This window comes from Cohnella sp. GCM10027633, assembly GCF_042675445.1.
Classification (GTDB): Bacteria; Bacillota; Bacilli; order Paenibacillales; family Paenibacillaceae; genus Cohnella.
Genome location: NZ_JBHTGV010000010.1, coordinates 171,343 through 184,528 on the forward strand (window position 1 = coordinate 171,343; position 13,186 = coordinate 184,528).

Sequence of the window (13,186 nt, forward strand, 5' to 3'; positions counted from 1 at the left end):
CACCTTGCGAACCGCACTTCAAACGCGAAGAAGGGCGCCCTCCGCCGATCGTACCGGCCCGGAACGCCCTTCTCTTTCAATGCGAACTACGCGACTGAGCCATGCGGACGAGCATATGGGCGAGCATATGGCGCTCGTCCTCCGTGCCGCTCCGCCATAGCTCCTTCAGCAGCTTCTCCTCGCTGTTGCGCGCCTCCTCGTGATCGGCTAGATATTCGGCGACCTCCTGCGCGATGACGGCGATCTGCTCCTCGGTCAAGCCGATGCTCCGCGCCATCTTGATCCGCTCGTTCAGGTAGCCTTTGAACGCCTCGAAGTTCCGCAGAATCCGCTCCCTCTCGTCCGCGTCGATGCTCGCGATCGCGCGCTCGACCCGGTCGGGGTGTATATCTCCGTCCTTCTCGACGACATGGTTATGCTCGGACATGGGCGTTCCTCCCGGATAGTCTTGATCGAATGCCTTACCATTGTAACCAAGTCCATCCGCCGCGAACCCTTTTCCTCATTAGCCGTAAATCCGTTACTTCCAGACGCGCCTCAGCTTGAACGCCTCTTGGACGTACCCCCATACGGAGACGGGGCTCATGAGCATTTGGTAGAAGAACACGTAAGCGACGAAACCGATATAATTGCGGCGGATGCGCAGGCCGAGCGACCTGAACACCCGCTTCTGGTATTGGTACAGCACGAGATTGACGCCGATCGTCAACGGCAGCACGAGCAACGTCGTTATCCCGACGATGTAATAGTAGCCGCACATCGCCGCGACTAGACCGGGGATCCAGAAGAACGTGTAAGCGAAGTCCAAGTAAGGCATGACGAGATTGCAGAACGTCAGATACCTCGCATAAGGAGAAGGCTGTTGCCAAGGCTTCACGACCTTAAGAGCCTCGATCATGCCTCTCGCCCACCGGCTGCGCTGCCTCATGAAGTGCTTCAGGCTGACGGGAACGACCGTGAAAGCGACGGCAAGCGGCTCGAAGTACACTTTCCATCCATTCGAGAGAAACCGCCAGGTGAGCACGATGTCTTCCCCGATCGCATCCGGCCACCCCCCGACTTGCTTGACGGCTTCCGTGCGATAGAGCGAGAACGCCCCTTGCGCGACGAGCGTCCCCTGGAACAGCCCCTGCAACCTCTTAATGCTGGCGATACCCAGAAAATAGTCCCATTCCTGAATTCTCCCGAGCAGCTCCCTCCGGCTGTTGCGCACCAATACGGCACCGGCCACCGCGCATACGTCGGACGGAGCCGACTTCATTCTTGCGACGATGTGCCGAAGCGCCGACCGATGCATGGCCGTGTCCGCGTCCAACGTCAGCATGAGCGGTGTTCCGACATGCCGCAGCGCGGCGTTGAGCGCATGATTCTTCCCCGGTCTCGGCTCGCGCAGCACGTTCAACCGCAACCCGAGACGCTTGCCCGCTGCCTGAGCGGCTTCGGCGGTGCGATCGGTCGACTGGTTGTCGACGACGATTACGCGAATCTGTCCGTCGTAATCTTGCTTAGCGATGTAACCCAACGTCTCCGCGATGCCCTCCTCTTCGTTGTAGCAAGCGATCAGAACCGTTATCGCGTCGTACGGATTCGAATGCTTCGCCTTCGGCTGCCGGTCGATCAACAAGCTGGACAGCATGAACGCGTTCATGTAGCCGGGTATATAAGATAATCCCACGATAATCAATAGCGCCGCGGGCCAAGTCGTCAAGGAACCGAGCTCGTTCACCCACGGGATCGACAATACGATCGAAACGGCCATCCATGCGAATGCAACCGCGTGACTGAAGACGAATTTCGTCTTCACCGGGTAATATTTGCGTGTGCGGGTTCTTGGTGTAAGCATGCTTCTATTATAAAATAGCGCCGTTCACATGGGAATCGATATATTATAATTACATTAATTGGATTAAAAGTTAATGCGATTCATGCTATACTCTTCACAAATCTACTCGGATGATAAGGCGGGGTTCTTCGTGCCGGATTGGTCGTATCAGACCCTGTTTCGCCCTCTTCTGTTCCGCATGCCGGCGCGAGCCGCCAGACGGGCGACGCTCGCCGCCTTCGGCGCGGTAGGGCGCATGCCCTGGGGCGCCTTCGTCATCAAGACGCTGGGGCATCAAGAGCCTTCGCCTCTGCTCGAAACCGGCTGGTCGCCGACACCGGTCGGCCTGTCGGGAACGATCGACCCGAAGGGAACCGCGCGCCGCGGGTTGGCGAGGCTCGGCTTCGGCTTCATAGAGATCGGCCCCGTCACCGCCGAGCCGATCGCGTGCGACCGTCCCATCGTCATCGATAAGGAACGGGAGCGCATCGATTATCCCGATGCGCTCGAGAACGACGGCGCGGAAGCGATCGTGCGCCGTATCGCCGCGCCCGGGCACGACTTGCCGCAATACGTCCGCGTCTCGCCGATGCCCGAATCGACGTCGGACGATGCGGAACGCCAACTTGTTCTTATGCTCGATAAGCTAACGACGGCTGGCGCCGCGGGGTTCTACGTCGACGTCTATAGCGGGCGGCATGATCGTCATCCCGACGCGTCCCGTCTCTTGTCCGCGTGCGCCGCATGGATGCAGTCCCAAGATAACGAGCGACGGCGACCGTTGTTCATCTTCATTCCTTCGGAATTTCCGAGCACGCGTATGATCGAACTGTTCGATTCGCTTACCCTACCCGATTGGCGAGGCATCGTCATCGGCGGCGGACTCGCCCGGGACGACGGAAGCGCCCAGGACGGCGTCTTCTTGCGGGACGGCGCGCTCGCACTCGTGCGCCTTGCCCGTTCGCATCCGTCCGCGCCGGAGGATTGGATCGTCAAAGCTGCCGCTGGCGCGCACGAGCCGGCCGATGCCATCGCGTTTCTCGAAGCCGGCGCGACCGCCGTGCTCGTCGGCAGCGGCTTCGTCTTCTCCGGACCGGGCTTGCCCAAGCGAATTAACGACGCGATCGTCCATGAGCGGATATCGGATCAGCCGGAACCGGAGCCGGCTTCCTTCTTCCGCAGTTGGGGATGGATGTACCTGCTCGGCCTCGGCATGATCGTCGGCGGACTCGCCGCCTGGTTCGTCGCGAGCACCGCCGTGCTGCTGCCGTACGACGAACGGTTTCTCGGCGCGACCGCCGCGGAGCTTCGCGCGTTCAACGGCCACCTGCTTCATTTCATGTCGCATGACCGCATTACGCTCGCCGGCACGATGCTGTCTCTCGGTATTCTATACACCCAATTCGCCAAGCACGGCATGAGGGAAGGGATGCACTGGGCGAGAACCGCCGCGTTCGCCTCCTGCGCGGTCGGCTTCCCGAGCTTCCTGCTGTATCTCGGCTACGGCTTCTTCGACCCGCTTCACGCCGCGGCCGCGGTCGCGCTGCTCCCGTTGTTCCTGCTGTCGTTGCGCAGAGACAAGCCGGAGCTCGTCGACCGCAGCCCCGCATCGCTAATCAACGACAAGCTGTGGCGGCGGGCGCTCTGGGGCCAGCTCTGCTTCGTAACGCTCGGAGGCTCGCTCGCGGTCGGGGGGCTGACGATTGCGGGCGTCGGCATCCTAGGCGTATTCGTACCTTCGGACCTCGTATTCCTCGGCATGACGTCCGAACAGCTTACCGCGTTCAACGACAAGCTCGTCCCGCTCATCGCCCACGACCGCGCCGGCTTCGGAGGCGCGCTGTTCGCGGATGCGGTCGCGCTGCTCGCCGCCTCGCTCTGGGGCATCCAGATCGGCCGCCGCTGGCTGTGGCGGACGCTTCTGTTCGGCGGGGCTCCCGCGTTCATCGCCGGCCTGGGCATCCACTTCGACATCGGCTACACCGACTTCGTCCATCTGCTGCCCGCCTGGTTCGCGTTCGGGCTGTACGTAGCCGGCCTCATTCTGCTGTATCCTTATATGCATGTCCGTATGAACCGAGTCGATTGAACGGAAAAATCCGTACAAGCTTGCATGAAAAAAGAGACCCCAGAGGTCTCTTTTTCTGAATCCGTCGATCTACCGTAATTTCAATTCTCGCTACAACGCCACACGAACCGTCTCTCCCGCTCCTACCTCGATCCGCCGCCATAACGGCGAGGCGCAGGCGCCTAGCGGAGCTCCCGCTTCCGCTTCGTTCTCCGCCAGCAGCTTCACCCGAGCCGGGTAAGCGGTCGGATTACTTACAGTCAGCGCATAGCCGCCGTCTTCTGCCCGCTCCAGACTGCACGACACTTGGTCCAGCACCGTTACTTCTCCGCTCGTCTTGTTCACGTAGATGCCGGGAACCTCCGCGTACGTCAGCATGAGCGATACCTCGCACCAGCACGATAACGGCAGCGCTTCGCCGACTAGGTCCGCGCCTTCCCAATCGCTCATGTTGACCCGCTCGCTCATGTACCCCGGCAGCAGGTCGACGCCGTCCCAGCCTCGGATCGGACGCTCCTCCAAGGAGAGGTATTGCGGCAGGTTGCCCGCGATGTCGCGCAGTAACTCGAGATAGATCGACTTGCCGGTCGCGCGGTAAAGCTTCAACAGCGAATCGCCCGACAGCGTGCAGATGCCCGGCGCGCTGTGCTTGTTCTGCACGTTGGCGATGACCGAACCCGTCGTGCGCATGCCGAGGCGGCCGAACGTCGACCCCGCCGGGAACCGGAAGTCGTAAGACACGCACCATGTCATGCACTGCAACGCGGCTTCTTCGGCTCTACCGACCCAATCGCGGTCTCCCGAAACCTCATATAGCACCACGTACGATTCGAGCAGCGCGAACGCCGATTCGCTGTCCGGACATTGCAGAATCTCGCCCGGGCCGCCCGTCGTCACGCCCTTCGCGGTGAATTGCCGGTAGTACTGCAGCGCCGATTGCTCCGCGACTTCCGCGTACGATTCGTCTCCGAAATACGCCCCGCACAACGCCAGTCCCGCCGGAGCGATGCCGCACGCAGCGGAGCCCCCGACCAGAAGCTCGCCGTTCTCCACGTTCGCCCATTGGCCGAATTGCCCGTATTTACGCCACAGTCCGACGAACGCGTCAGCCAGACGTCTCGTTCCCGCGAGCCACTCCGGCGGTACCGAATAGCCCGGGCGAACGCGTTCCACCGCATGCAAGTGCTTCATAACGAAGTACAACGCGTCCGCGCTCTTGCGCAAAATATGCCATTCCTCCGGATGAGGTCGATCTGGATCGCCGTTGAACTCGTCGCCGTACCACTGCCCGTTGTGGCATACCCCGCGGAAAAAGCCCGATGGAGACTGGCTATCCTCGCCGAACATGAACCTAAGCGTAGCAAGCGCGCGATCCGCCGACAACCGCTCTCCCTCCAGCAGCAGCGCGAGGCTAGACATCCCGCCGCCGGTCCAGCCGACCTGCCAATCCTGGTGCTTCTGGTCGACCGTTCCGACCGCGTAATAGCCGAGCGGCTCCTTCCAGTTCAGGGCGTTATACTTCCGCTCCTGAACGGCCCATGCAGCGGAGAACGGCAGGCTCGGCGCCAGCTCTCCGCCGACCCGTGATTCGTCGCCGCGCTTGCGCGCCTCGGCGAACCGTTCGAACAAGCCGCCGATGTCCTTGCACGGGAACTTGTATACGCGGCAGACGAGCGTCGCCCGTTCCCCCGGCGCGAAGTCGTGCCCCCGATCCGGGCTCGGCACCTTCGTCGTGGCCATCTCGTATTTCAGATGCGGCCGGACGCCCGGCGACTGGAACGAGATCGTCGCGGTTCCGCGGTCCTCGCTCTCCTCCACGTGAATGGACGTATCCCCGAGCTCCGCTCCCTGTTCCGTGACGAACAGCCATCCGGTCCCCGTCTTCGCGTCCACGACCCCTACCGCGGGCGTCGCGGCGTCGCCCGCGAGCAGATGGAATGCGGACGGCTTCCCGGATTCGAGCGACAACCTCGGTACGTCCGTAATGATCGTCGGCGCGTTCGGCCCGCGCTCGTCGATCTTCGTCCAACACGGCGCATAGGGCAGCTCCCTCGCTTCGAACCGATTGCCCGCGTACACCGCGCCGGGCACGAGCACGAAGTTGTCCTCCGACCAGTCGTCCCAGCGATAGACGAGCGAGACGGCCGAAGACGGCGAACCGTTCTTCGCGCGAAACACCGCCTGCAGCGCAAGGCCTTCCGTATCGTCTACCGTGCCTTCGCTCGTCACCTTCACCGTCCAATCCGGACCAAGCGCCGTCTCTTGGCCGTCGCCAGATCCGTCCAGGGCGACCTCGCAGCGCTCGATCGGCTTCGCGTCCCTGTAGGACGTTACGGCCCCCGCAAGGCTGACCGCGGCGTCTTGCAGCTCTAACCGTCTATTCGGCATTCCCGAATCCTCCTTCATCGTCGTTACGCCCGCTCTCCGCCGACGACCTGCAAGACTACCGTTGCCGGCAGCAAACCTGCGGCGCTCGCTTGCAGTGTCAACGCTCCAGCTTCCGTCCCTGCCTGAAGCAACGCCAGCGCGTATCCGTTGAACGTTCTGCGGACGCCCGCCAAGTCGGATTCGTGGCTGCTCGGGTTACCGTTGCCCACGCCGAGCAGCGAACCCGCGCCCTCTACTCTGAACGCGACCTCGTTATCGGCATACGGCACCACGTTCCCCCGTTCATCCACGACGCTGACGCGCACGGGAACGACATCCGTTCCGTCCGCGGCGCAGTTCGTACGGTCCGGCTCCAACCGAATCGCGTGCGGCTTGCCCGTCGTGACCCGTAAGCCTTCCGCGACGACGACTCCTGCGCGCCGACCGATGGCCTTCAGCTCGCCGGGCTCGTACGCGACGTCCCACTCCGCGCTCTCCAGCGGCTCGATCCGCCGCTCGCCGATCGACTTGCCGTTCAGGAACAGCTCCACCGCGTCGCAGTTCGTGTACGCGACGACGCGCATCGTCTCGCCTTCGCGTCCTTCCCAGTTCCAATGAGGCAGCAGGTGCACGATCGGCTCCTCGGTCCACATCGCCTGGACCATATAGTAGACGTCCTTAGGGAAGCCGCACGTATCCATCATGCCGAAATGCGCGTTAATGCACGGCCATTCGTACGGCGTCGGCTCGCCCCGGTAATCGAAGCCGGTCCAGATGAAGACGCCGGACAAGAACCGGTTACGCAGTACGTCGCCCCATGACTTCGCCGGAGTGCAGCCCCAAGACGGAATACCCGTGCCGTAAGACGAAGCATAGCCTCTGACCGGATCGTCCTCGTAGGCGCCTCTCGTCGTCGTGTAGCTCGCCGATTCGCTGCCGACGATGCGCCGGTTCGGGCTTTTGCGGCGGCCGTCGACGTCCGCGCCCCGGTGTCCGTAGTTGTACCCGACGATATCGAGCGAATCGACGTAGCCCCCGGTATCCCAGCCATGGTTCATCGCCGCCAGCGTCGGCCGCGTCGGATCCAGCTTGCGCGCCGTTTCCGCCATCGTCTTCACGATGCGCGCGCCCATGACCGTCCCCTCGAGTACCTCTTCGTTCTCCAGGCTCCACAGGACGATAGACGGATGATTGCGGTCGCGCACGATCATGCTCGTGAGCTCGGACAACCCTCTCGCGCTGCTGTCGAGCTTGCGGTTCTCGTCCATGACGAGCAGGCCGATCCGGTCGCACAGGTCGAGCAGCTCCGGCGAAGGCGGTTGATGGGCGCTTCGATAGGCGTTGCAACCCATCTCCTTCAACAACTTCAGCTTGTAAGCCGCGAGCGAATCGGGGAGCGCGACGCCGACGCCGGCGAAGTCCTGGTGGTTGGACGTCCCCTTGATGAGATACGGCTCTCCGTTCAGAACGAATCCTCGATCGACGTCGAACGCGATCGTCCGGATGCCGAACGCCGTCTCGTAACGGTCGATCGGCGCGCCATTCTCGTAGATCTCCACGATCGCCGTATACAGGTTCGGGTGCTCCGGCGACCACAGCTTCGGCAGCGGCACGCTAAGGCTCTCTGAGACAACAAGTTCGTCCAGTCCCTCGATCTCGTGCGTCCGGACGACCGGTTCGCCCCCGTCAACGAACGTCCGCAGCTCGAACGTCCGCAACGCCGCGCTCGCGTTGTTCACTCTCGTCTCGACGCGCACGGTCGCTTGCGCCTCGGACACTTCGGGGGTCGTTACGTAAGTACCCCATCGGGCGACGTGAAGCGAATCCGTCGACTCCAGCCAGACATGCCGGTAGATGCCGCAGCCCTCGTACCACCAGCCCTCGTAGTCCGTCGCGTCCACCTTCACGAGGACGATATTGTCCCCTTCGTCCCCGTAGCGAAGCACGTCGGACAAGTCGTACGCGAAGCTCGTCGAGCCGCCGAACCGTTCGCCGATCAGATGGCCGTTCACCCATACCGTGCTTCTCCCCGTCACCCCGTCGAACTGCAGCGACAAGACGCGACCGAGCTGGTCGGCGGCGACTTGGAATCTTTTCCGATATACTCCGACGCCCGTCGGCAGGTAACCATGGCTTCCCGCGCGCGAGCCCAGATTCTCGTCGTTGACGTACTGCCCCTCGATGCCCCAATCGTGCGGCAACCGGACAGGCTTCCATCCTGTTTGCGTTTGCTTCGTTTCTTTATCGACATAAGCGATCTCCAGCCACTCGCCTTCCTCGCGCGCGCCGCAGTCCGTAATTCCCCCGGTCATGCCGCCCTTAACGGCGTAAGGAATCGGTATATCGCCCTTATGGAACATCCAATCTTCGTCGAACCTCGTCTTGCATCTCGGCGCTCCGGTCATCGTGATCATCCTCCATCCGCTATTCCAAGCTACGGTATCACGGTGCGGACGGAGGGTCTATTATGAAAAATGCGAAAAACCGTGCAATATGAAAAAAGAGGCGAAATGATCGCCTCTTCTCCGCTACCAGCGTATGCTCTTCGTTAATGCGATCAATTCCGCTCTCTCGAGTTCTCCGACTTGCCATTGCGCGGCTTCCCGCACGATTCGTTCGAGGTTCGTGAAGCCTTTCGCCAACCCGTTCAGCCTGGCGGTCAAGGTCGACGCGTGCAATGCCTCTTCGTCCGGATAGCGCTTGCATAGCTTCGCCATCGCGTCGGGGAACCTCTTCACGTAATACTTCTGGTGCCTCGGCTCCGCCAGATGGAACGCCCGAAGAGGCGCAATCTCCGTCGCCAAGCTCCCTTGGGACGTCTCCATGAGATCCTTAACCCGATGAAATGCCTCTTCCTGCTCCTCGTCTCGGTACAACAGCATCGATTGATACTGCCGTCCTTTATACCCGTTTATATTAACGGGGTTATGGTTCGTCCAGAACGTCTCCAGCAATCGCTCGAGGGGAACGATCGCAGGATCGAAGTCGATCTCCACGACCTCGGAATGATCTCCCATGTCCCTATACATCGGCTCGGCGGTCGTTCCCCCGGCGTAACCGACGCGCGTCCGGACGACGCCCGGCATCGCGCCGAATAACGCCTCCGGACTCCAGAAGCAGCCCATGCCGAGCGTGAGCGCGTCTCGTCTTACCTCGTTCTCGCTCATCCCCATCCTCCCTCAGGAATACTCTACCGCTATTATATCCGCTAGGAATGTCAAAAACCGACGCTCCATGAAACGGACGCCGGTTCTACTCTTTCGACATATTGGTTTCTACCCATTCAATGACCACGCGATCGAGTGATCCCGCAAGCTTATCGCTCGGGAACTCGATCGGTATATCCAATTCGGTTACATAATGAAACCTTCCCTGCCGTTCGAATCCCAGACGATCGAACAGTTGCCTAGCAAGGTCATCCCTTGCCATTACGATATCAATGTCAACGGTTTTGTAGCTGCCCGACGTATACAGTTCTACTGCATGTCCACCCACGATAACAGCCGGATCCGCACCTAACTCATCCAACAAAGGAGAAATAATGCCCATTACGACGAACTCTCTGTCTTGGACGCGAAGGGTATCTTTCGCCAACAGTCGGATTTTCTCCTTTGCCCTTTCGAGTTTTTCCCGCATGGACTCCGAATCCATTCGTTCCATCGATTGGCACAACTCCCTTCTATCGAAGAGTCCATTCCCGCTTGCTGACGATTTCGATCCTGCCCTCAGCTACCGACTTCATAAACCTTCTCCGCGCGCTGTTCATCAGTACGATCATTTCGTCTTCCGGACGTTCCTTATGGGAGACGCGGGTCAAGATCGTATCCGCTCTCTTCCGATTATCCCGTCGGCTGGGCATATCGGATAAATTCATCTCTCGCACTAGGATTCACCTCTCTCTTATGAGGGTTGCCCATTGGTTAACTCTATTATACTCGAATATAGGATATGCGAGGAAAAGAAGTGCGAGCACTTCAAAAAGCCCCTTGGGAACGCATCAAGCGTTCCCAAGGGGCTTCCATTGTTCCTATGTGCCGCTTAACCCCGCTTGAACTCGATCCACTCGAGCTGCAAGCCCGGCTTGGCGAATTCGAGCCGCAGCTCGTACAAGCCGGCTTCGAGCTCGACCTTCGCCAGCTTCTGCGTTATCCAGCCGCCGTCCGTTCCGTTCGTCTGGACGGTCATCATGAGCCGATCGTTCGCGAATACGTTGCACGCGCTCTGCGCCCACGCGGCTTCCGGAGACATCAGATGGACGTTGATCCGGTACGTGCCGGCCTCGGCGACCTTCATAACGCTCGGTCGGTCGGCGTATACGTTCACCCGAGCGCTTACGGACAACGACTGCGCTTGCTCGGGCGCGAGAACCGCGTTCGCCTCGAACCGTTGGGCGCTCTCTTCGACGACGAGCTCTCTTGCGAACACCGGCGAACGCATGATGAATTCGCAGATATTCTTCGCGCTGCGCTGCAGCTCGCCGCGGGTCAACGTGCCGTTGCCGAGCGACGCCAGCGTGTTATCTCCCCAGACGTTGGATTCCGCGCCGTAGTTGGTAACGACCATGTATAAGTCGTTCTGCGCGCGGACCATCCAGTTCGTGTACTTCTTGTCTGGAGCTCCGCCTTCCACGACGTCGTTCATGACCGCCCACCAGTCCGTCATGACGATGCCGCGGAAACCCCACTCGCCGCGAAGGATCGTCGTGTTCAGATCGTAATTCGATGCCGTCCAATGGCCATTCAACGGATTGTACGCGGTCATGATCGAATCCGCGCCCGCTTCCTTGACCGCAATCTCGAATCCCTTCAAGTAAATCTCCCGCACGGCGCGCTCGGAGACGACCGCGTTCACCTTATGCCGGTGCTTCTCCTGGTTGTTGCAGGCGAAGTGCTTCAGCGTCGCGTTCGAGCCGCCCTTCTTCATTCCGCGCGTGCAGGCCGCGGCGAACGCGCCGGTAACGAGCGGATCTTCCGAGAAGTACTCGAAGTTGCGCCCGTTCAGCGGGCTGCGGCGAATGTTGAGGCCAGGGCCGAGCAGCGAGTCGATGCGGTTGCTCAGCAGCTCCTTGCCTTCCATCACGTACAGCTCTTCGACCAGCTCGACGTTCCATGTCGCGGCCAGCAGCGTGCCGATCGCCACTTGCGTCGCCTTGTGGCCGCTGTCCATGCGGATGCCGGACGGACCGTCCGCCGTGCAGGCGATCGGGATGCCGAAGCCGAGCAGGTTATCGCTGACGCCGCCGAACGCCGACGCCGTGCCCGGCGTGACGAGCGGGCTGCTCATCCCCTCGCCCCGAACGATCGCCGCCAAGTCCTCGTCGCTCAACTGCGCGATGAACGCGTCAATGTCGACTTGGCCGTCCTTCACGTCGCTCAGCTTGTAGCCCTTGTCGCCGGTCTGCTCCAGCGCCTTCGGCAGATTGCGCTCGATCCGTTCCGCGAGCGAGACGGTACGCGTCGGAACGGTTTCCGTGACGAGCTCGTACGTCCCGTCGGCCTTCCGGCCGCCCGGCTTCGTTCTCTCGAAGCGCTCGGTCGGCGCCAACGCTTCTTCTAATTGCTCCACGACTTGCAGCGCGTCCGCAACGTAGCCTTCCTGTCCGTCGAGCCTGACCGTCTCCGCGCTTCTCACGCTATTGCCGACGAACAGACGATACGTCCCCGCTTCGAGCACGTATGCCGAACGATGTCCCGTAACGCCGCTATCGTCATAGGAAGCCATCGCCCTGACCGGGAAGCTCAGCGTCAGCCGCTGCGACTCGCCCGGTTGCAGCAGCGACGTCTTCGCGAAAGCCGAGAGCGCCCTCACCGGCTGCCCCAGCTTGCCTTGCGGCGCCTCGTAATAGACCTGCACGACTTCCTTGCCCGCGTAGTCGTTGCCCGTATTCTTAACGGTCACGCCTAGTTCGATGCGCGTATCGCCGCCCAGCGACGACAGCTTCGCTTCCTCGGCCCGCAGCTCGAACGTCGTATACGACAATCCGTAACCGAATTCGTACTGCACCTTATCCGGAGCGAACGTCTCGAAATACCGGTAACCGACGTAAATATCTTCCGCGTACACGCTTCTGAACTCGTCGCCGTAGTTCGCCGTCGACGGATAGTCCCCGATCGCGTAAGCGATCGTATCCGTCAGCTTGCCGCTTGGAGTCACGTCGCCGGCCAGTACGTCCGCGATCGCGTTGCCGCCTTCCATCCCGCCGTGCCATGCATAAATGACCGCTCGGATCGGGTGAACGTACGTCGCGTCGTTCATCCAGCTCATGTCAATGATGTTCGAGACGTTGAGCACGACCGCGACTTGCTCGAATCGGTTCGTTACCTGCTTCAGCATCGCGATCTCTTCCGGCGTCAGCCGGTAGCTGCCCGGCGCGTCGGCATTGTCCTGATCCTCGCCTGCCGTACGGCCGATGACGACGATCGCCTTGTCCGACTTGGCCCTGGCGGCCGACACCAGCTCGTCCGTCAGCGGCATCTCCTTCTGATGCCAGGGCTCCGCCGCCCAGCCGCCCCCGCCGTTATCGAACGGATTGCGCTCGATCCATCGTTCGTATACGGACGCAAGCTCTTCGTTGACCTTGATCTGCTTCTTGCCGCGAAGTCCGCCGAGCAAGTTCGTCGTATACGCGACGTTGACGCTGCCGCCCGATCCCGTGCCGCTGCGATAATAATCGATCTGGGTTCTCCCGAAGACCGACACCGTCTCGCCGCCCCGTATCGGCAACGCCTGTCCGTCGTTCTTCAATAGAACGGCGCCTTCCGCGGATACCGTTCTGCTGAATTCGGCGAAACCTTCCAATGGAATTCCGTATGTCACTTGGCTCAACGAATACCCTCCCGAACGTCGTCGCCTGTCGCAACGCCGATAATTTATAACGTTTTCTATTAGACTACGATCATTGTAGCAAAAGGCTTCGAACAAAGTAAAAT

8 protein-coding genes are annotated in these 13,186 nt (G+C 61.0%); 1 reads left to right on the top strand and 7 read right to left on the bottom strand.

Features of this window, described 5'->3' with window-relative positions:
• Nucleotides 1-76: 76 nt before the first annotated feature.
• Complete coding sequence (locus ACFQZG_RS20390) at nt 77-427, bottom strand: DUF3243 domain-containing protein (RefSeq protein ID WP_378155848.1); 351 nt, start codon at nt 425-427, stop codon at nt 77-79.
• A 93-nt stretch (nt 428-520) separates the two neighbouring features.
• Nucleotides 521-1,843, bottom strand: coding sequence for a glycosyltransferase family 2 protein (locus tag ACFQZG_RS20395; RefSeq protein ID WP_378155850.1), 1,323 nt, complete (start codon nt 1,841-1,843; stop codon nt 521-523).
• A 130-nt stretch (nt 1,844-1,973) separates the two neighbouring features.
• Here ACFQZG_RS20395 and ACFQZG_RS20400 point away from each other — a divergent pair, with 130 nt between their 5' ends.
• Nucleotides 1,974-3,911 (top strand): hypothetical protein, encoded by a 1,938-nt coding sequence (locus ACFQZG_RS20400; protein WP_378155852.1) that lies wholly within the window; start codon nt 1,974-1,976, stop codon nt 3,909-3,911.
• 90 nt (nt 3,912-4,001) lie between these two features.
• Here ACFQZG_RS20400 and ACFQZG_RS20405 read toward each other — a convergent pair whose 3' ends face one another.
• From ACFQZG_RS20405 to ACFQZG_RS20425, 5 genes are all read right to left on the bottom strand, one after another.
• Nucleotides 4,002-6,278, bottom strand: coding sequence for a hypothetical protein (locus ACFQZG_RS20405; RefSeq protein ID WP_378155854.1), 2,277 nt, complete (start codon nt 6,276-6,278; stop codon nt 4,002-4,004).
• A gap of 23 nt (nt 6,279-6,301) precedes the next feature.
• Nucleotides 6,302-8,662, bottom strand: a complete 2,361-nt coding sequence (galA, locus tag ACFQZG_RS20410; RefSeq protein WP_378155856.1) for a beta-galactosidase GalA — start codon at nt 8,660-8,662, stop codon at nt 6,302-6,304.
• Between the two features lie 123 nt (nt 8,663-8,785).
• Nucleotides 8,786-9,424: a peptide-methionine (S)-S-oxide reductase MsrA gene (locus ACFQZG_RS20415; protein ID WP_378155858.1), complete on the bottom strand. Its 639-nt coding sequence runs from the start codon at nt 9,422-9,424 to the stop codon at nt 8,786-8,788.
• A gap of 85 nt (nt 9,425-9,509) precedes the next feature.
• Nucleotides 9,510-9,917, bottom strand: coding sequence for a hypothetical protein (locus ACFQZG_RS20420; RefSeq protein ID WP_378155860.1), 408 nt, complete (start codon nt 9,915-9,917; stop codon nt 9,510-9,512).
• 378 nt (nt 9,918-10,295) lie between these two features.
• Complete coding sequence (locus ACFQZG_RS20425; protein ID WP_378155862.1) at nt 10,296-13,082, bottom strand: glycoside hydrolase family 3 C-terminal domain-containing protein; 2,787 nt, start codon at nt 13,080-13,082, stop codon at nt 10,296-10,298.
• Nucleotides 13,083-13,186 lie beyond the last annotated feature (104 nt).